This window comes from Actinomycetota bacterium (assembly GCA_030774015.1).
Taxonomy (GTDB): Bacteria; Actinomycetota; UBA4738; order UBA4738; family JACQTL01; genus JALYLZ01.
This window is the reverse complement of the sequence record JALYLZ010000082.1, coordinates 15,177-34,329: the sequence shown is the minus strand read 5'-3', so window position 1 is coordinate 34,329 and position 19,153 is coordinate 15,177. Positions and strand designations below refer to the sequence as shown.

Below are 19,153 nucleotides of genomic sequence, written 5' to 3'. Positions count from 1 at the left end.
GGCCGCCCCCGGCCCGGTGGCGGCCCTTCCGGTGCTGGAGGTGGAGGAAGAACGGGGTGCGGAGCCCAGCCCGGGGTGGCGATTGTGGCGTCGCGTGTCGCTGTTCGCGGCGGGACTCGGGGCCCTGACCGTGGTAGGGCTGGTGCTTCGTCTCGCCGTGAGCTCGACGGCGGCCCCCGACGCCGTGTCCGGCCAGATCGCGGCGAACCTGGTGGGAGGGGCCGGGTACAGCCTCCCAGGACCCTTCGGTGGGTTCACGCCAACGGCGCTTCGGATGCCGATCGTCCCGGCCCTGCTCTCGCTGGCGGAGACGAGCGCCTCTCCGGAGCTCGCGGCCCGGCTGTTGTGGGCGGTGATCGGCGCGGGGACCGTCACCGCCGTCGGCGTCGTCGGGAGGAGGCTGTTCGGTGTGACGGCCGGCCTGATCGCGGCGGCCATCGTGGCGGTGCTTCCGTCGTTCTTCCTGGAGAACGTCCGGCTGGCATCCGGAACGGTGGCCGCGCTGGTGATCGCGCTGCTGCTGCTCACGATCACGAGCCACGCCGGCACCACCCTATCGATCCCCCGCGCTGCCGTGGCCGGCGGCCTGGCGGGGATCCTCGCCCTGACCCGGCCCGAAGGTCTCCTGCTCGGCCCGGCCATCGTGGTCGCTTGGTTGCTGGGACGGGCGGCTGCGGCCCTGCCTCCGGCCCGCCGGACCTCCCTCGCCGTGGCGGCAGCGGCGGGTCTGATCGTGGTGGCGGGGCCGTGGATGGCGCGAAACCACGCCCAGTTCGGGACGTTCCTGCCCACCACCGAGACGGGAACGGTCGCCGCGGGGGCCAACGCGCCCGCCTCCTACACCGGCGGGTTCATGGGCTCCTACGACCCCGCGGCGACCAGGGCCGCGCAGGAGTCCGTGAGCACGACCCCCGTCGGCGAGGGGCTCCTGGACCGGCGGCTGCGGTCCGAGGCGGAGAGCTACGCCACGGGGCATCTCGGCGGGCTCGTGGTGGCCCTTCCCGTCCGGGTGGCCAGGGCGTTCGACCTGTGGAGTCCCACCAACGAACGCGACGCCCACGCGGCGCGCGGCCTCGAGGTCAAGGGATGGCTCCTGGAGTGGCTGACGTTCCTGCCGCTCTTGGCCCTCGCGGCATGGGGGTACTGGCGCCTCCGGGCGCGGTTCCGGGGTGATCTCCTGCCGTTGTACGTGGCGCCACTGGCGGTGGCCCTGGTGGCCCTGGTGGCCTACGGGGAGCCCCTGGCCCGGGCCTCGATCGACCCGATGCTCGCGCTGGTGGCGGGAGCCGGCCTCACCATGCTTCCCGGCCTTCCCCGGTGGAGGCGGCCGGGTCGCCGGCGACGCCACCGCGGGCGCAAGCGGTGGCCCGGCCGGTGGGGGCGTTCGGCTGTCTGAGCCACGCCCGCTCGTGTCGGTCGTCGTCCCCACCCGGAACTCCGTGCGGACCATCGAGGAATGCCTGCGCTCGATCCGCGACCAGCGCTACGGGCCCATCGAGCTCGTGGTGGTCGACAACGACAGCACGGACGGCACGTGGGAGGTCGCCCAGCGCCTAGCCGACGCCGCGATCCGCGGCGGTCCCGAGCGCAGCGCCCAGCGCAACGCCGGGGTGGCCCGATCGAGCGGCGACTTCGTCCTGTGGATCGACTCGGACATGGTCCTTCCGCCGACGGTGGTGCAGGAGGCCGTGCAGGCCGCCCTGGAACAGCACGCGGAAGGCGTGTTCATTCCGGAGGTCACGGTGGGGCCGGGGTACTGGACCCGGTGCCGGGCTCTGGAGCGCCGCTGCTACCTGGGCGAGGCCATGATCGAGTCCCCCCGCATGGTCCGCCGGAAGTACCTGCAGGAGACCGGCGGGTTCGTCAAATGGCTCTCCGGGACGGAGGACGCCGAGCTCCGGATGCGGATGCTCCGCGAGGGTCGCCGGCTGGCCCGGACCACCACGCCGATCGTCCACGAGGAGGGTCGGCTGACCCTGGGGGGCGTCGTGGCCAAGCGCTACTACTACGGCTTGGGGCTGTCGAAATACCGGCAGGCCCATCCGGGCGCCATGTCGGCCCAGGCGAAGGCGACCGCCCGTGCCTTCGCCCGCAACCGGCGCCTGCTGGCCGAGCACCCCGGGCTGACGGCGGGAATCGTGGCCATGCGGGCGGCGGAGACGGTGGCCTACCTCGCCGGTCAGGCCGTGGGGGCCCTACGGGGCCGGTGACGTCCCCAAGGGGCCGGGACTGGGGCCGCCGCTGTCGGTCCCGTCGTCGTCCCGGGCCCGGCGCAGGGCGAACTCCCGAAGCGGCCCCACGCTCACCATCCGGGCGACGAGCCAGGCCGGCGCCAGCATCGCCATCCGCCGCACGCGGAGGTACCGGCGGTAGTACCGGGCGAAGCGCCGATCGTCGGTGAACAGGGCGATCGAGATGAACGGGTGCGGGACCACGACCGCCGCGGACGCCCGTCGGAGCCGGGCGGGCGGCCATTTCGACACGTGGGTCTCGTGGACGTTGCCGAACAGCTCGCCCTGGGGGAACTCGCCCCGCGGCGAGGTCACGATGACGTTCCGGGCCACCCGGCGGAGATGGCCAAGGAGCTCGTCGCCCCTGGGGTCGTGGAGGTGCTCGACGACGTCGAGCGCGAGCGCCAGGTCGTAGCTCCCGGAGGGGAGGCCGGGCAGGATCTCCATGGCGTCGCCCACCATGATGTCGTTGTAGACGGTCCGCTGGACGCCGGTCAGGTAGCCCTCGAAGATCTCGATGCCATCCAGGCGGACCGCCCCCTCCGCGAACGGCCCGGCACCCTCCACGTACTGCCGGACCAGCAGCCCGTACAGCCCGTTGCCGATCCCCACGTCCAGCACGCTCCGCGGTTCCAGGCGCACCATGAGGTCGACGATCACCTCGATCTGCTCGTACCTCGACCCCGGCATGCCGCCTCTCCCGATCAGCCCGCCCGGGCCGCATCCACGGAGGCAAACGCGTCGCGCATGAGCTGGCTCTGGCGACGCTCCTCGTGGTGCTCCTCGACGTACCGGCGGTTCCGGCGGCCCACCTCCGCACGTCGGCCCTCGTCCCCGAGGAACCACAGGAGGGCCTCGGCCAGGGCCTCCCGGTCGTCGGGGACCCGCCGGTTCGGTTCCGGCACCGCCTCGTGGTTGCTCCCGCAGATCGTGGTGACCACGGGCAGCCCGGAGGCCATGGCCTCCACGTAGGCCAGCCCGAACTGCTCGTTCCACACGCGGGTCGACCGGGGGGCCGTCACGAACACCGCCGCCTGACGCAGCGCGTCCGCCACCCCCGGGCGGTCCAGCCTCCCGAGGAACGAGATCCCGCCGCCGGAGGCCTCCGCGCGCTGGGCCACCATTCCCTCCAGCGGCCCCCGTCCCGCCACCACCAGGCGGGCCTCCGGGAGGCGCCGGCGCACCAGGTCGAACGCCTCCAGCACCCGGTCGATCCCCTTGTTCGACGCCAGGGGCGAGATGAAGGCGGCGATGGGTTCGGCTGCCGGCTTCTCGGCGGGATGGAACAGCTCCAGGTCGATCCCCGGGTGCACCACGACGCATCGTTCCTCCGGGAAGCCCAGCTCGACGCAGTGGTCCCTGGCCGCGTGGATCAGGCACAGGAACAGGTCGGCATCGCGGGCCCGCTCCAGGACCTGGCGATACGGCGGCAGGCGGTACAGCGGGTTCCCCGGATCGTTCCCCCACAGCAGCACGGCCTGGCGGAGATGGCGTCGCCGGGCCAGCCCAGTGGCCTGGCCGGTGACAAGGCTGCACAGCTCGAGCGAGGCCACCCAGTCCGTCTCCGGGATGGAGTCGAGACCGCGGAGCCAGGCCAGGGAGGCCGCCTCCGTGAACCGCCCCGTGATCCGGCGGTAGGGGCGTTCGAGGAACTGGACCGGCTCGGGCGGCCTGGGGGTGCCCACCGCCGTCACCTGCGCGGCTTCCATGAGCGAGAGCCAGTGCAGCTCCCGGTAGGGCCGCTGGCCGGGGAGCATCAGCCAGGAGATGCGCAGGGAGTCGCCGGTCACTCCAGGTACCCCAGGGCGGAGAGGCGCTCCACCATCTCCTGTTCCTCGCGTTTCGTCAGGACCTGGCCGTTCCCGATGGCCGGCTGGTCGGCGCCGGCCACGCGGTCGCGACGCGGTCCTTCCTCCGGCCACGGGGGAAGGCCGGCCCGAAGCGAGGCGACCACCTCGGGCTCCGCGGCCGCCCGGTCCGTCTCCTCCCCGGGATCGGCGCGCAGGTCGAAAAGGCGCTCCGTCGTCCCCTCCATCACCAGCTTCCACGGATCGCGGTAGAGGACTCGGAGCCGCGGGGTTCGGGCCTGGATGCCGGGCCAGTCCAGCCGGGCCCACGCGGGAAGGGCCACCCGTTCCCGCTCGGCCACCGCATCGACCCGCACCGGATCGAGGAGCGAGGGCGCGGCGCCCTCCGGCACGCCGACGCCTGCCGCTTCGAGCACCGTGGCGTACATCCGCCGGAGATCCACGGTGTCCCCGACCTCCTGGACCGGGACCCCGGGTCCCGACACGACCAGCGGGACGTGCAAGGCGGGCTCGTCCACGGTGAACCCGTGCTGGAGCGCGCCGTGCTCGCCGAACGACTCCCCGTGATCGGACGTGACGCAGAAAAACACCTCGCCGCCCTGGCCCGACGCCAACTCGTGAAGCTCCCGGATCAGCCCGTCGAGGTAGCGCGCGGCGTGTTCGTGCAGGCGTCGGGCCAGGACGAGGGCCCGGGGGTGGCGTTCCGCTTCCTCCCCGCCGAGGTTGAAGGGGATGGAGAGCCTCGGGTCGAGGAGCCGCATGGTTCGAAGCGCGAGGCCGGGCCCCCCGCCGGCCTCCCGGACCGCGGCGGCGGCCTCCGGTGTCAGGTACGGGGCATGCGCCTCGATGAGGTTGACCAGCAGGAAGAAGGGCCGGGACCGGTTCCTGGCGCCCAGCCACTCCCGGATCCGGTCCATGGCGTCGCCGGCCAGCAGGTCGCCCTGGCCGCGCACCGCGCGGTACGCGTAGTAGGCGGCACGGGCGCTCCGGCGCAGGCGCGGGCGGCTCCGGAACAGCGAGCGCCGTCGGGACACGTGGACGGAGATCGTGTCGCGGATCCGGTCGAAGCCGTGGTGCATCTGGGTGAGCCGTCCCACCCAGGGGTTGTTGCTGACCAGGGCGGTCTCGTAGCCGGCCGCGGCCAGGAGCCGGGGAAGCCACCGCTCGCCGAGCGAGGGGTCGGAGACGGGGCCGGCCGGCAGGATCGAGGCGAGAGACCTCCAGTCGCCGGGTTCCTGCTCCCACAACGCGAACTGCCGGGACGTGTCCATGCGGTGCTCCGACGGCAGGAGGCCGGTGAGGAGCGATGTGTGCGCGGGCAGGGTCCAGGGTGCGTTCGAGACCGCGTGGCGGAACCACGAACCCCGATCGGCGATCCGGGCCAGGGCGGGCATGGGGGGCGACGCCCTGTCCAGGCCCGCCGCCGCGGCCGTCAGCGTGTCGAGGACGACGACCACCACGTTCGGCCTGCCGGGCGAGGAGGACGCTCCCACGGGGGAGGAGGATACCTCGGGGGAATAGGGGCACTACGTGGGCTTTCATTGCGAGTGCGGGTCCGCTACAGTCCACAGCCAGCAGGGTGACTGGGGAGTCAGGGGATTAGATGCGCCGGATCGGCGGGTTCGTGCTGGTCATGCTGGGCCTGTTGTTCATCTTCCTGGCGCCGTTCCTTCGCTTCTATGCGACCCCGCGCGTGGAGAAGGCCCCGCTCGACCTGTACGACCGGATCGTGTCCGACGGCCAGGGGCAGTACTTCAGCACCAGCCCGAAGTTCCTCCGCCTGGTGGGTCCGGTCCCGTTCGAGAACACGCAGGTCTTCCGGGGCGACCCGGAGGCCGGCTCCTCGACCACCGCCGTCTACGACTCCTTCTCCAGCACCAAGGACACCCTGCACAACGCGATCATCGACGCCTCCAAGGCGAGGATCGTCTTCGACCGCGTCACCGGTCTGGCGGTCCACTGCTGCGGCGAGAACCCCCGCGCGGAGGGGCTCACCCTGAAGTTCCCCTTCGACGTGCACCGGACCACGTACCAGCTGTGGGACGGCACGGCGAAGCAGGCCCTGCCGGCCACATACCTCCGCGACGGCCACATCGTCGGCCTCGGTGTCTACCTGTTCCTGATCCAGGCCGGCCCCATGGTCATCGATCACGTGGACGTCCCGGGCTCCTTCGTCGGCGTGCCCGACCAGAAGACGGTGACGGCCGACATGACGTACCAGGTCCGGCAGGTGGACTGGGTCGAGCCGGAGACGGGGGCCATCCTCAAGGGCATCCAGCACGCCGTGCGGTGGCTGGCGTACCAGGGAAAGCCCGTGCTCAAGGTCGCCGAAACCACGCTCACGCCGGACCAGCAAAGCGTCAACCACATCGCCCATCGGTTGAAGTCCCAGCTCTCCCAGCTGCACCTCGAGAAAACGGTCATCCCGATCTTCGGGCCGATCCTGGGGCTCGTGCTGATCGTGGCCGGCGCGCTCCTGCTTCGAGGCCCCAGAAAGCGGCGGACGGCGGTGCAGCCGAAGCCGGTCAAGGACCGCGAGGAGACGCCGGCCCAGTAGCCGGCGCAGCCCTCGCGCTTGGCCTGCCGGCTAGGGCGTGCCTGCTACCGGAGCAAGGTTACTTCGTAGTAGGCTCAGCCATCGGTTCGTGTACAAGGGGGACGGGTGCGCCGGGTCGGTAGCTACGTGCTGATCATGCTGGGCTTCCTGTTCCTGTTCCTCGCTCCGTTCCTCCGCTTCTATGCGGTCCCACGCCTGGAGAAGGCGCCCCTGGACCGCTACCAGAAGATCGTCGCCACCGGGTACGGGAGGTACTTCAACACCAGCCCCAAGTTCCTGCGACTGGTCGGACCGGTCCCGGTGGAGAACACCCAGACCTTCCGGGGAGACCCTACGAAGGGCACCACGACCGACGCTTCGTACGGCGAGTTCAACAGCCTGAAGGACCTCCAGCACAACAGCCTGATCCAGGCCACCAAGCTCCAGGTGGTCTTCGACCGCACCACGGGCTACGCGGTCCACTGCTGCGGCGAGAACCCGAAAGAGGAAGGCATCACCATCAAGTTCCCGTTCGACACGCAGAAGACCACGTACCAGCTGTACGACAATGGCGGTGCGAGGGCCTTCCCGGTGAAGTTCGTGCGTGAAGGCAACATCCAGGGCCTCACGGTGTACGTGTTCCACGGCTCGGGCGGGCCCGTCGTGATCGGACACCTCGACGTGGCCGGTACGCTGGTCGGCCAGCCGGACCAGAAGTCGGTGACCGCCGACATCAGCTACCTGGAGCAGACCACCACCTGGATCGAGCCGGTCACCGGCGCGGTCATCAAGGGCCAGCAGCACGCCGTGCAGTACCTGTCGTTCCAGGGGCAGCAGATCCAGCCCCTCGCGGACCTCCAGCTGACCTACGACGACGCCACGGTGACGGACAACGCCACGAAGTCCAAGCAGGACGTCAAGCAGCTCAAGCTGGTGAAGAGCGGGATCCCGATCTTCGGGCCGATCATCGGCATCGTCCTGCTGGTGCTGGGGATCCTGCTGCTTCGGGGCCAACGCGCTCCGCGGGCGCCCCGGGTCCGCCGGACGACCCAGCCGGCCGCCGCAGAGGAACCGAGCGCGTAGTCCCGACCACGATCCGTCGAGCCCGCGCCCGGGCCCTCGGCTGGGCTGGGCTGGTCCGCCGCTGGCCCGCCTCCCTCACCGGTCTCGGGCTCGGCCTTCTGGTGATGCTGCCGCTGCTGACCCCCGGCTACGTCCTGTCGTACGACATGGTGTTCGTGCCCAGGTACCGGTTCTCCGCCGACCTGGCGGGCATCTCGCAGCAGGTCCCGCGGGCGGTCCCGACGGAAGGGGTCGTGGCAGTGCTCTCTCGGGTCCTTCCCGGCGACGTCCTGGAGAAGGTCTTCCTGCTCGGGGTGTTCGTGCTGGCCGTGGCGGGGATGGCGCGGCTGGTGCCGGCCCGCCGGGTGAGCGCGCGGTTGGCCGCGGGGATCCTGTACGCCTGGAACCCCTTCGTGTACGAGCGCCTGCTGATCGGGCACTGGTTCCTGCTGGTCGGGTATGCGGCGCTTCCCTGGGTGGCCGGCGCCGCGCTCGACCTCCGGCGAAGCAAGCCCGGCGCCGTGCCCCGTCTGGGCCTGTGGCTGGGATTGGCCGGGTTGGCCGGCCCGTACTCCGGAATCCTGGCCGCCGGCGTGGCCGTGCTGTTCGGGGCCGCGCCCCCCTGGCCGGGACCGAGGGTGGCATCCCTGCGCCGGGCGGGGTGGGCCCTCGGCCTGGGGATCCTGGTGAATCTCCCCTGGCTCGTGCCGTCCATCCTGCGGCCCGGCGGCCTGCCCTCGACCGCGGCCGGACTGCATGCGTTCGCCGCTCGGTCGGACTCGCCCCTCGGCACGGTGGGGAGCCTGCTCTCCCTGGGTGGCATGTGGAACACGGATCTGGCGCCGCCCGGCCGGTCCTCCTGGATTTGGATCCCGAGCTTCTTCTGCATCGTGGCCGTGGCGGCGGTGGGGTGGTGGACGCTCAGGAAGCGGTGGCCTCGCTTCGCCACGACCGCCCTGGTGGCGGGCGCGGCCATCGGCCTGGCCCTCGCCACCGGCGACAGCGTGCCCGGCCTGGCGGCCGCGAACCGGTGGATCGCGTTGCACGCACCGGGGGGAGGCCTGCTCCGTGACTCCCAGAAGTTCGTCCCCCCGCTGGCCCTGGCCCTGGCGGTCGGGTTCGGCATGGGCGTGGAACGGATCCTCGACGCGGCCCCGCCCCGGGCCACGGCAGCCCGTGCCGGCGCGGTGATCCTGGCCATCCTTCCGATCTCGCTGGTACCCACCCTGGCCTGGGGAGCCGGGAACGGCCTGGCCAGTGTGCGGTACCCGGCGAGCTGGTCGCAGGCACGCGCCGTCATGGCGGCCGACCCCGTCCCCGGGAGCGTCCTGGTGCTCCCGTGGCACCTCTATCTGCCGTTCGCGTGGAACGACGGCCACATCGTCCTCGATCCCGCGCAGCGGTTCTTCACCCGGCCCGCCCTGACCACGGAGCGCCTGGAGCTGCGGTCGGGGACACTCCCGTCCGAGGACCCGCTGGCCCGGCGAGCCGACCGCGTCGTGTCGAGCGGGCGGCCGCTCGGCCCGGCACTGCCGTCCCTGGGGGCTCGGTATCTCCTGGTCCTGAAGGAAGCGGACTGGCGGCAGTTCAACAGCCGCGTGGGAGGGCTCCAGCGCGTGTTCGACTCCCCGGAGCTGACGCTGTTTCGTTCGCCGGCCGCGCCCCGAGCGACCAGCCAGGAACGGCCACCGGCCGCGCCCATCGTGGCCGCAGACGCCGTGGTCCTCTTCGCGCTGATCGCGCTGCTGGCGGCCCGGCTGCGAAGTTCCGCTGGCTTCGCCTGAGCCGCACTGCTATCCTTCGTTCATCTGACGGAAGGGCTGGAGGAAGCCATGTGGGCCTGGTTGACCAAGTGGTGGTGGATGCTCTTGGTGACGGTGGGTTCCTCCGCGGCCCTGGCCTTCCTGGCTGCGCTGCTCATCGTGATCAGCAAGAACCCCGGAGGGACTTCCGGCAGCCCGCTGATCGTCTACGGGCCGTAGCCTCTAGGCCCGGAGCCGTAGCGCCTCAGCTGTAGACCGCCGCCGGGATCGTTTCGGCGCTCCGCGCCACCGCCCCGTCCAGCACCTTCTCGAACGCGGAGACGCTGTCGCCCCACGCGAACGTGGCGGCCCGTTCCCTGGCCCGAGCGCCCAGCCGGTCCCGGTGGTCCCCGTCTTCCAGGACCTGCCGAAGCGCCGCCTGAAATCCCTCCTCGTCGTCCGCCACCAGGCCGGTCGTGCCGTCCTGGATGGACTCGGCGAGCCCTCCCACCCGGAACCCCACGGCCGGGATGCCGGCCGCGGCGGCCTCCATCACCGCGATGCCCCAGCCCTCCTTCACCGACGGCATGGCCAGGACCCAGGACTCCTCGAGGATCCGGGCCTTCGTCTCCTCGTCCACCCAGCCGGTGAACCGGACGCAGTCCTCCAGCCCCAGACGCGACCGGAGGTCGAACAGCTTCGGCTCCCACCATCCCTGGCCCACGACGGTCACGGTGAGGTCGGGATGGTCCTCGCGGAGCCGGGCGGCCGATTCCAGGAGCACTTCCACGCGCTTGTGCGGCACCAGCCGTCCCAGGAAGCAGATCGACGGATTGGGGGTCTTCTGCAGGGAACCGGAGGCCGCGGGCAGCCGGACTCCGTTGTGGACCACCGACACCCGTTCGGGCTCGACGCCCAGCCGCCCCAGGTCGCTCCGGGTGGCGTCGGACACCGTGACGTAGGAGGCTCGGGCGTACAGGGCCGGGGCCAGCCGGGACTCGATCCACCACCCCACCCGGGCCGTGCGCTCCGGGAACACCATGGGCCACTGCTCCTGGTGCAGGTGGTGGATGAGCACCACCACCGGACGGCTGCAGTACAGCGGCGAGAAGAACGGCACGCCGTTCTGGACGTCCACCACCACGTCGTGGCCGTGGAGCCGGCCCGTCAGGTGGTACCACGCGGCCCACAGGTAGACGCTCTTCCTCCCCCCTCGCCGGACGAACCGGACGCCCTCCACCACCTCCGAGCGAGGAGCGCCCTCGTACCCGGCGCAGAAGATGGTCACGTCGTGTCCGGCCGCGGCCAGGCCCCGGGCCATCTCCTCCACGAACACCTCCGACCCGCCGCCCTCCGGATGGCGCGTGTCGCGCCAGGCCAGGAACAGGACCCGCTTAGCGGGCGCCGCCGGGAAGGCCACTCGGACCGCGTGCGCCGCCAGCAGGGCGAACACCGCCGCCTGGACCAGGAGCATCCACAGCGCGAGCAGCTCCGGCCTGGTCCCGGCCGCGAACGCGAGCGGGATTCCCGCCGCCGCCAGGGGCGCCACCCACGACACCCACGAGATCCGTCCCGCCGCCAGCAGGACCTGCACGGCTGCTAACGACAGGCCAGCCAGCAGCATGGAGAGCGCGACGGTTCGCAGGGGCCCCGTGGCGTCGGCGTACCCGCTCCCGAACGCCAGGGACAGCAACCGGCCGGGCGCGATCTCGATGAGCGCGGTCAGCGCCGCGGCCGGGATCGACCACGCCAGCACCCCGCGGATGGAGCCGGGACCAGAGGGGCCGGGCCGGGTGGCCCGGGCCACGGCCGGAAGCTCCAGCAGGAACACCGCCTTGGCCAGGCTGGCCGAGGCGGCGTAGGTGCCGGCGCTTCCCGGCGAGAGGGTCCACACCACCAGGACGTCGACCACCTGGAGCGCGGCCAGCGCCGCCAGCCCCACGCCGACCCACCACAGCGGGGCCGCGTTCTCCTTGGCCGGGAGGAGGTAGAGGGGAACGGCCAGGGCGGCACCCAGGACCAGCGCGAACCCTGAGAACGAGCGGGGATCGAGGGCTCGGCCCAGGGCGCCGGTGAGCAGCAGCGGCACCAGCGCCACGGTCGCCAATGCGAACGCGAGCACGACCGGTTCGAGGAGGAAACGCTCCCTCCGAACCTGCGCAACCTGCGCGACCGGCCCCCCGGAACTCTCCAGCTCCCGCTCCCCTGCTCGGCCCGCTGATTATGGCGTGCGGGAGGGGTCGCCGACCAGGGCAAACCGGGCCTCTGTGGCGAGGGAGCTCCGGCCCCGTCGCCGCGAGGGAATCCGGCCCTGGCGTTCCCCGGTCCAGTCTTGGAGAATCTCGCCTCGTGCGCCTCGGGGGGAGGATCCTGCTCGCCACGCTGACCGTGGCCGCCCTGCTGGGAGCCGCCCCGGCCTCCACGGCCACCGTCACGCCCAACGACCCGCTGTTCGAGCACTGCGGCGACCCGAAGTGCCTGGACGAGCAGTGGGACCTCCGCTCCGACGGGCGGGGCATCTCCGCCGACACCGCCTGGACGGTGACCAGGGGGGCCGGCGTCGTGATCGCGAGCCTGGACAGCGGGCTCGACTTCACCCAGCCCGACCTCGAGAACCAGATCTGGAACAACCCGGGCGAGACCGGGCTGGACGCCTCCGGCCACGACAGGCGCACGAACGGTCTCGACGACGACCACAACGGCTACGTGGACGACTGGCGCGGGTGGGACTTCTACGAGAACGACAACGACGCCACCGACGACACCGGCTACGGACACGGCACCGGTACGGCCGGGGTCGCCGTCGCCCAGCAGGACAACGGGATCGGCGTCTCCGGCGTGGCCCCGGAGGCGAAGCTGATGGTCCTGCGGGTCTCCGACACGTTCCTGGCCTCGGGGGTCCGGGTGGCCCAGGCCATCCGGTACGCCGCGGACAACGGCGCGGACGTCGTCACCATGAGCATAGGGTCCACCGACAGCGGCAAGGCCCTCCGGGACGCCGTCGCCTACGCGGAAGGCAAGGGCGTGGTCATGGTCGCCGCCACCGCGAACGAGTTCAGCGTCCACCCGAACTCCCCGACCTGGCTCGACCCGGTCATCGGGGTCGGCGCGATCGTCCCCGACACCGACGGGACCGGGCTGCCCACCGCGTCCGACTTCACCGTGAAGGCCACCTACTCGAACTACGGCCCCGTCGTCGACGTCGTGGCCCCCACCGACACCTTCACCACCGATTTCGGCGGGGGGTTCGGCAAGATCAGCGGCACCTCGGGCGCCACGCCGCACGTGGCGGGCGTGGCCGCGCTGGTGATCTCCCGGGCCAGGGCCCTCGGGCTCACGCTGTCCCCGCAGGAGGTCACCCAGATCATCCGGCAGAGCGCCGACGACCTGGTCGGCGGGCCGTACCACTACGCCAAGGGCTGGGACCGCTTCACCGGATGGGGGCGGGTGGACGCGGCGGCGGCCGTGGACATGGTCACGGCCGACGCCGGGAAGATCCCGCCCGTGGCCGACATCAACGCGCCGGACTGGTACCGCACGGTGAAGGGCCACGTCGCCGTCACCGGGACCGTCTCGGCCCGAAACGGGCCGTACGACTGGACGCTCTCGGTCGGCCGGGGCATGCAGCCCGGGCACTTCACCGTCCTGGCGAAGGGGTCGGGGTCGGCGCCGTTCACCGGCAAGCTGGGCACGTTCCTGGCGTCGAAGCAGCGAAACGGACTGTGCACGCTGCGCCTCCAGGTCACCGACGGGAACGGTGCCGCCGGCCAGGACCGGCAGGGCGTCGTGGTCCTGCGCGACCCCACGCTCCGGCGGCACTTCCCGATCGACCTGCACGGGTCGGTGGAGTCCTCGCCGCAGTTCGCCGACCTGAACGGCGACGGCAGCGACGAGCTGATCGTGGCCGACTCGAACGGGCTGGTCCACGCGTTCCAGGCCAACGGACACGAGCTTCCCGGGTGGCCGGTGGAAGAGGATCCCATCCCGATCGCCGGAAGCGACCTGCGGGCCGGTTTCACCTCCTCGCCGGCCGTGGCCGACCTGGACCGGGACGGCCATCCGGACGTGGTCATCGGCGGGCTGGACGGGAAGGTCTACGCCTGGAACCACAAGGGCAAGCCGCTTCCCGGATGGCCGGTCGCCACCCGGACGCCGTTCGGCCCCGATCCGGCCCACCCGCACTGGGAATCCACGGTGATCTCCTCGCCCGCCGTGGGCGAGCTGGACGGCACGGCCAAGGACGGGCCCGAGGTCGTGGTGGGCGGCGGCGACGGCCGCGTGTACGCCTTCCACGCCGGCGGCAGCCCACTGGGCGGCTGGCCCGTGCTACTGGACGACCCGGCCCAGCCCGGGATGGAGACGGCCAAGATCGCGTCCTCCCCCGCCATCGGCGACATCGACGGCGACGGCCACAACGAGGTCGTGATCGGCGACGGGGAGACCTACGGCACCACGGCCCGCGTCTACGCGCTACGGGGCGACGGCAGCTACCAGAAGGGGTGGCCGGTCGCGATCGACGCCGTGGCCCCGAACTCCATCCCGGTGGTCGGGCAGGGCGTCCCCGAGAGCCCGGTCCTGGCGGACGTGAACCACGACGGAGCCATGGAGGTCGCCATCAGCGCGTTCACCTCGCGGTTCCACCTGCTGACGGGGCACGGCAAGGAGTTCCACGGCGGCGCCACCGCCCAGGGAGGCGTGTTCTTCTCGGGAACGTTCGGGGCGAACCGGGACCCGCACGTCGGCACGCAGGACTCGGTGGCCACGGTGGCCAACCTGGCCTTCGGCGACCTGGACCGGGACGGGCACCCCGACCTGGTCACCGGGTCCACCGACACCCGGCTGTTCGGGGCGGCCGTCTACGCAGGAAAGCGCCAGGAGTTCCAGCACCTGGTCTCGGCGTGGAGCACCCGCACCGGCGCGTACCTGACGGCGTTCCCCCGGGTGGTGGAGGACTGGATGTTCCTGACCGCGTCGGTGCTGGCCGACGTGGACGGCGACGGGAAGCCCGAGATCCTGATCGGGAATGGCGCCGGCGACGTCCACGCGTTCCGGACCAACGGCTCGGAGCCGCACGGCTGGCCGAAGTTCGTGGGGCAATGGGTCCAGGCCTCGGTCGCCGCCGGGGACCTCGACGGCAACGGCAGGATCGACGTCGCGGTGGTGACCCGGCAGGGATCCGTGTTCGTGTTCCGGACCAACGGGCGTCCGACCGGCTCGGACTGGCCGAACATGCGCGGCACGCCCGCGAACACCGGAGCCTTCGCCTCGCGCCCCAAGTAGCGCGCCGAACGCCCGTCGGGTAGCCCGTCACCACCGGCCGCTACACTCGGGCATCGTGATCGTCATCCGGCAGCCCACCGAGGAGGAACGAGCGCAGGTCGGCGCGGTGCTGCGTTTCTCCTTCAATCCGCCCGCAGCGGTCGCCGAGCGGATGATCGCGGAGTTCAAGGTCGATCAGTTCCAGTGCGCCTTCGAGAGCGATCGCGTCGTGGCGACCGCGCGCACGTACGACCTCCGGCAGTGGTTCGGTGGGCAGGCCGTGCCGATGGCAGGTATCGCCAGCGTGGCCACGGCTCCGGAGCGCCGCGGGGGCGGCATCGCCTCGGACCTCATGCGCTCGGTCCTGCGCCAGGCCCGCCACGACGGCAAGGTCGTCTCCACGCTGTACCCGGCCACGGTAACGGTGTACCGGCGGCTGGGGTTCGAGTACGCCGGGGTCTACACCGAGTACCGGGCTCCGACCCGTGAGCTGCCGCGGGCCGACGAGAAGGCCGAGGTGGACGAGTTCCGCGAGGACGACCTCGACGCGCTGAAGGAGTGCTACCGGCGGTTCGCCGCCACGCACAACGGGCCGGCGGAAGGCGACGACGACCTGTGGTGGCAGCGGCGCGTCCTCCGGCGGGGCTTCACCCCGGACCAGCAGCAGACGCGAGCCGTCGTGGTGCGCGGGGCGGACGGCATCGACGGCTACGCCCCGTTCGCCCTCGAAGACTTCCCCGACGACTGGGGGTACCGGCTGGGGTGCAGCCACCTGGTCGCGACGACGCCCGCCGCGGCCACCGCCCTGCTGGGGTACTTCCGCCGGTTCGCCAGCCTGGGCTCGGAGCTCTCGTGGCACGGACCGCCCAACGAGCCGCTCGGGCTGCTCGTTCCGGAGCAGTCGCTGAAGGCGCACTGGACGTTCCGCAACATGTCCCGTCTGCTGGACGTCGCCGGCGCCCTCGAGGCCCGGGGCTATCCGGAGGTGGACGGCGAGGCCACCATTGCCGTGGCCGACGACCTGTTCCCGGAGAACCGCGGCCCGTTCCGGATCGTGGCGGAGGGAGGGGCCGTGAAGGTGGTCCCGGAGGACGGCCCGCCCCGCCGGCCCATCCCCATCGGGCTGCTGACCTCCCTGTACGCCGGCTACGTGTCGGCCGCCGACCTGGTCCACCTGGGCGCCCTGGATGCCGACGATCCGGGATTGCCCTTCCTGGGCCGGCTGTTCGCGGGCTCTCCCCCGTGGGCGCCCGACTTCTTCTGATCCCGAGGCTCGTCCGGTGGCCGTGACCGTTCGCCGGGCCCGTTCCGAGGACTGGCCGGCCGTGGCCGCGCTGCTTGCGGAGCTGGGTCGGCCCGCCGTCCTGGGAACGCCCGACGAGGCTCCGACCCGGGAGCTCTTCCTGGCCTACCTGGAACGGGAGGACACCGAGGCCCTGGTCGGCGAGCTGGACGGCGGCGTGGTCGGGTTCGTGGACATGGAGTACCAGACCTGGCTGAACTTCACCAAGCCCCAGGCCTGGACCCCCTACCTCATCGTGTCGGAGGCCACGCGGAGCCGCGGCGTCGGCGCGGCCCTGCTGGCCCGGGCGGAGGAGCTGGCTCGGGAACGCGGCTGCTTCGCCATGAGGCTGGAGTCGGCGAACTGGCGGACCCGGGCCCACGCGTTCTACCTCCGCGAGGGTTGGACGGACTCCGGCAAGTCCTTCGTCCGGCTCCTCGAGGGCGCCGCCTGGCCGCCGCCGCCTGGCCCATAGCCTCAGGCGCGAGTGGGATCGAGGATCTCGAGCCCCTCGAAGTAGGTTCGGTAGAATCCCCGGTCCCGGGTCAGGAGGCGGTCGGCCCGGAGCCGGGCGTGGGCCCCAACGAGGAAGTCCCCCACGATGCGCTCCCGTGGGCCGCCCCTTCGCCGGTACGATCGCCATTCAGCCCCCGCGACGAGGGCAACGTCACGGTCGACGTGCGAGAACGAGATCCCGAGCCCTTCCATGCGACCCTGTGCCTCCGCTGGAGTGAGGAAAGCGGACGCGATTTCGGCCCAGACGACCTCGCATGCCACGAGCGCACCCTCCCGACGGCACCGTCGAAGCGCCTCGCGTGAGGACACCCCGAACCTGCGATCCGAAGCGAACACGTCAACGAGGACGTTGGTATCGACGGCCGTGATCACACCGTATCTGGATCGCCACGGAGTTCGCGCATGAATTCGTCGGTGCTCATGCCGAGGTCGAGGATCCCGAACACGGCGTCCACCGGATCCTCTTCGGGGATGGCCTTGGTAGCCACCAAACGTCCGGCCTCCTCCTCGAACTCCAGGACTTGCCCCGGGCGGATCCCCAGCCGCTCCCGAAGGCGCTTCGGGATGGTCACCTGGCCCTTCTCGCTGACGACTGCCTTCATACCTCTACAGTAAGAATTCTTACTTGCCGCGTCAACTGGCGGTCACCGTCGGAACCGGTCGCCTGCCAGCTCGGCCAGCTCCTCGGGGAAGATGTCGATCGCGCCCTCCCAGTGCAGGCGCTCGAAGTACGTGGCGTCGGACCGGTACAGCGGCTTCAGGTTCGACCGCACGCCCATCCGCAGGTTCAGCGGATAGCCCGGGGTCCCGGGGGGCGCGCCGTAGATGGCCATGTTGAAGCTCTCGTAGCCCATCTCCGCGTACAGGCCGAGCGCGGTGGCGACAGCTCGGCCCAGCTCCTCGACCAGCGACGGCGACAGCTCGGCCGGGGAGGCCCAGCCGGGGACGAACGCCCGGAGCTCGGCGGGCGCGATGGGGGCGAACGAGGCCAGCCACTCCACGCTGCCGGTGCTGCCCAGGTACCGCCGGCCGTCGGCCAGTTCGGCCTCCAGATAGCCGGTGAACCGCTCGGCCGGGGTCTCGGCCAGCATGCGCTGCATGGTGGTCGGGGTGGGATCGACGGCTCCCTGCAGGTGCGGATGGAACAGCGAGCTCCCCGACGGCAGCATGTGGTTCGCGCTGATGGACGCCCACCGCGAGGCCGGATCGAAGCCCTGCACCGCCTTGGCGAACGCGACCTGGGTGGCCAGGTTGTCGCCGACCAGCTCCGGGGTCATGTCGCCGAGCGGCAGGAAGTGGCGGCCCGCCGAGTACACCGACACCGAGGCGTGCTTCGCGTAGGCCAGCAGATTGGGAAACAGCACGGCCTCGCCCCGGCGGATCCGCCCCTGGTGCGAGATCTCCGGAACCAGCCGCGGGGTCAGGGCGTCCACGCTGTCGCCGCAGAACGGACACGTCGTGGCGGTCTGGTCGGCCAGCGCGTGGAGGTCGAAGTCGTTCCTCGGCATCAGCGCGCCGCCGGAGGCCATCAGCCGCGTGGTGTGGCCGGTGAGGGGATCCCACCGGACCTCGACGGGCACGGTGGCCGGTTCGTCGGAACCCGGCGGGAGGGTCCGCGCCTCGTGGATCTCGGACCTGAGGAACTCCATCGCGTTTCGGCTCCGGGTCGGTTCTCCTACAGGAAGAGCTTCTCGGCGATCTGCACGGCGTTGAGGGCCGCGCCCTTGCGGAGGTTGTCGCCACTGGCGAACAGCAGCAGGGCGTCGTCCCGGCCCTCGGCCTGCCGGACCCGGCCCACCAGCACGTCGTCGATCCCGGCGGCGTCGAGCGGGGTCGGGTAGATACCGGCGCCCGGGTCGTCCACCACCCGCACGCCCGGCGCCCGACCGAGCACCTCACGGGCCTCGTCCGGCGTGATGGGGCGGTCGAAGGTCACGTACACGCTCACGGAATGGCCCGTGACGACCGGGACGCGCACCACCGTGGCGTGGACCTCCAGGTCCGGCAGCCCCAGGATCTTCCGGGGCTCCCCCATGAGCTTGCGCTCCTCGCCGGTCCAGTCGCCCTCCATCCCGCCCTGGAGCGGCAGGACGTTGAAGGCGATGGTCCGGCCGAACACGTCGCCCCTCGGCAGCGCGTCGTGGTCGGGGCGGACCAGGTGCTCCTCCGTTCCGTGCAGCTTCTCAACCTGGTCGGCCAGCTCCAGGATGGCCCGCATCCCCGCGCCGGACACCGACTGGTAGGACGACACCACCAGCGAGCGGAGGCCGGCGGCGCGGTGCAGCGGCGCCACGGCCATCAGCATGGTGATGGCGGTGCAGTTCGGGTTCGCCACGATCCGCGGCGGCGGCGAACCCTCCAGGGCCTCGGGGTTGATCTCGGGCACCACCAGGGGGACGTCCGGGTCCTGGCGGAACGCCGAGGAGTTGTCCACGCACACCGTCCCGGCCGCGGCCACCTCGGGCACGACGGCCCGGGAGACGGTTGCGCCGGCCGACCACAGCGCGAGCTCCACGCCCCGCAGCGCCGACGGCGAGAGCGGCCGCACCACGAACTCCTCGCCATGGAAGCGAATGCGCTTGCCCTCCGAGCGCGGCGAGGCCAGCGGGACGAGCTCGTCGGCCGGGAAGCCACGCTCCTCGAGGGTGCGGACCATCTCCCGTCCGACGGCTCCGGTCGCTCCGACCACCGCGACTCGCATCCGGCCCATCCTACCG

Annotated in this window: 17 protein-coding genes; 9 read left to right on the top strand and 8 right to left on the bottom strand. The window is 71.8% G+C overall.

All coding sequences use genetic code 11. The features are described 5' to 3' along the window. Both M3Q23_08500 and M3Q23_08495 read left to right on the top strand, forming a co-directional pair. The coding region (locus M3Q23_08500) for a hypothetical protein (protein MDP9342125.1) at window positions 1-1,396 on the top strand (1,396 nt) is incomplete at its 5' end. Between the two features lie 13 nt (window positions 1,397-1,409). After that, window positions 1,410-2,210, top strand: a complete 801-nt coding sequence (locus M3Q23_08495) for a glycosyltransferase (protein ID MDP9342124.1) — start codon at window positions 1,410-1,412, stop codon at window positions 2,208-2,210. Here M3Q23_08495 and M3Q23_08490 read toward each other — a convergent pair. From M3Q23_08490 to M3Q23_08480, 3 genes are read right to left on the bottom strand one after another with little or no spacing between them, the layout of a single operon-like run. Then, window positions 2,196-2,921 (bottom strand): class I SAM-dependent methyltransferase, encoded by a 726-nt coding sequence (locus tag M3Q23_08490; GenBank protein MDP9342123.1) that lies wholly within the window; start codon window positions 2,919-2,921, stop codon window positions 2,196-2,198. The two genes, M3Q23_08495 and M3Q23_08490, sit on opposite strands and share 15 nt — an antisense overlap. Window positions 2,922-2,935: 14 nt before the next feature. Continuing rightward, on the bottom strand, window positions 2,936-4,021 hold the full coding sequence (locus M3Q23_08485; protein ID MDP9342122.1) for a glycosyltransferase family 4 protein: 1,086 nt from the start codon (window positions 4,019-4,021) through the stop codon (window positions 2,936-2,938). Beyond that, window positions 4,018-5,532 (bottom strand): sulfatase-like hydrolase/transferase, encoded by a 1,515-nt coding sequence (locus M3Q23_08480; protein MDP9342121.1) that lies wholly within the window; start codon window positions 5,530-5,532, stop codon window positions 4,018-4,020. Before M3Q23_08480 ends, M3Q23_08485 begins: the two co-directional genes overlap by 4 nt. A 110-nt stretch (window positions 5,533-5,642) precedes the next feature. Here M3Q23_08480 and M3Q23_08475 point away from each other — a divergent pair, with 110 nt between their 5' ends. The 4 genes from M3Q23_08475 to M3Q23_08460 all read left to right on the top strand — a co-directional run bounded on the left by M3Q23_08475 (window position 5,643) and on the right by M3Q23_08460 (window position 9,619). After that, complete coding sequence (locus M3Q23_08475) at window positions 5,643-6,596, top strand: DUF3068 domain-containing protein (GenBank protein MDP9342120.1); 954 nt, start codon at window positions 5,643-5,645, stop codon at window positions 6,594-6,596. Window positions 6,597-6,701: 105 nt separating this feature from the next. After that, the gene (locus tag M3Q23_08470) at window positions 6,702-7,658 is read left to right on the top strand and encodes a DUF3068 domain-containing protein (protein ID MDP9342119.1); all 957 of its coding nucleotides are present in this window, start codon (window positions 6,702-6,704) and stop codon (window positions 7,656-7,658) included. A gap of 104 nt (window positions 7,659-7,762) precedes the next feature. Then, window positions 7,763-9,421 carry a hypothetical protein gene (locus M3Q23_08465; GenBank protein MDP9342118.1) on the top strand — a complete coding sequence of 553 codons (1,659 nt, stop codon included), beginning with the start codon at window positions 7,763-7,765 and terminating at the stop codon, window positions 9,419-9,421. 48 nt (window positions 9,422-9,469) lie between these two features. Then, complete coding sequence (locus tag M3Q23_08460; protein ID MDP9342117.1) at window positions 9,470-9,619, top strand: hypothetical protein; 150 nt, start codon at window positions 9,470-9,472, stop codon at window positions 9,617-9,619. Between the two features lie 25 nt (window positions 9,620-9,644). On the opposite strand, the gene M3Q23_08455 is transcribed toward M3Q23_08460, so the two are convergent. Next, window positions 9,645-11,501 (bottom strand): glycosyltransferase, encoded by a 1,857-nt coding sequence (locus M3Q23_08455; protein MDP9342116.1) that lies wholly within the window; start codon window positions 11,499-11,501, stop codon window positions 9,645-9,647. A gap of 227 nt (window positions 11,502-11,728) precedes the next feature. Here M3Q23_08455 and M3Q23_08450 point away from each other — a divergent pair, with 227 nt between their 5' ends. The 3 genes from M3Q23_08450 to M3Q23_08440 are packed head-to-tail and all read left to right on the top strand — an operon-like array spanning window position 11,729 to window position 16,395. After that, on the top strand, window positions 11,729-14,659 hold the full coding sequence (locus M3Q23_08450) for a S8 family serine peptidase (protein ID MDP9342115.1): 2,931 nt from the start codon (window positions 11,729-11,731) through the stop codon (window positions 14,657-14,659). Between the two features lie 55 nt (window positions 14,660-14,714). After that, a complete protein-coding gene (locus M3Q23_08445; GenBank protein ID MDP9342114.1) occupies window positions 14,715-15,902 on the top strand; it encodes a GNAT family N-acetyltransferase in 1,188 nt (395 codons plus the stop codon). A 16-nt stretch (window positions 15,903-15,918) separates the two neighbouring features. Then, window positions 15,919-16,395 (top strand): GNAT family N-acetyltransferase, encoded by a 477-nt coding sequence (locus M3Q23_08440; GenBank protein ID MDP9342113.1) that lies wholly within the window; start codon window positions 15,919-15,921, stop codon window positions 16,393-16,395. A 2-nt stretch (window positions 16,396-16,397) separates the two neighbouring features. On the opposite strand, the gene M3Q23_08435 is transcribed toward M3Q23_08440, so the two are convergent. The 4 genes from M3Q23_08435 to M3Q23_08420 are packed head-to-tail and all read right to left on the bottom strand — an operon-like array spanning window position 16,398 to window position 19,146. Beyond that, window positions 16,398-16,745: a VapC toxin family PIN domain ribonuclease gene (locus tag M3Q23_08435; protein ID MDP9342112.1), complete on the bottom strand. Its 348-nt coding sequence runs from the start codon at window positions 16,743-16,745 to the stop codon at window positions 16,398-16,400. 59 nt (window positions 16,746-16,804) lie between these two features. After that, entirely contained in the window at window positions 16,805-17,038 is a 234-nt protein-coding gene (locus M3Q23_08430; GenBank protein ID MDP9342111.1) for an AbrB/MazE/SpoVT family DNA-binding domain-containing protein, read from the bottom strand. Between the two features lie 42 nt (window positions 17,039-17,080). Continuing rightward, window positions 17,081-18,085: a hypothetical protein gene (locus M3Q23_08425; protein ID MDP9342110.1), complete on the bottom strand. Its 1,005-nt coding sequence runs from the start codon at window positions 18,083-18,085 to the stop codon at window positions 17,081-17,083. A 26-nt stretch (window positions 18,086-18,111) separates the two neighbouring features. After that, entirely contained in the window at window positions 18,112-19,146 is a 1,035-nt protein-coding gene (locus M3Q23_08420; protein MDP9342109.1) for an aspartate-semialdehyde dehydrogenase, read from the bottom strand. Window positions 19,147-19,153 lie beyond the last annotated feature (7 nt).

Coding starts and splice junctions, on each gene's coding strand:
- M3Q23_08430 (MDP9342111.1), bottom strand. CDS start 17,038: ATGAAGGCAGTCGTCAGCGAGAAGGGCCAGGTGACCATCCCGAAGCGC.
- M3Q23_08490 (MDP9342123.1), bottom strand. CDS start 2,921: ATGCCGGGGTCGAGGTACGAGCAGATCGAGGTGATCGTCGACCTCATG.
- M3Q23_08465 (MDP9342118.1), top strand. CDS start 7,763: ATGCTGCCGCTGCTGACCCCCGGCTACGTCCTGTCGTACGACATGGTG.
- M3Q23_08425 (MDP9342110.1), bottom strand. CDS start 18,085: ATGGAGTTCCTCAGGTCCGAGATCCACGAGGCGCGGACCCTCCCGCCG.
- M3Q23_08460 (MDP9342117.1), top strand. CDS start 9,470: ATGTGGGCCTGGTTGACCAAGTGGTGGTGGATGCTCTTGGTGACGGTG.
- M3Q23_08475 (MDP9342120.1), top strand. CDS start 5,643: ATGCGCCGGATCGGCGGGTTCGTGCTGGTCATGCTGGGCCTGTTGTTC.
- M3Q23_08420 (MDP9342109.1), bottom strand. CDS start 19,146: ATGGGCCGGATGCGAGTCGCGGTGGTCGGAGCGACCGGAGCCGTCGGA.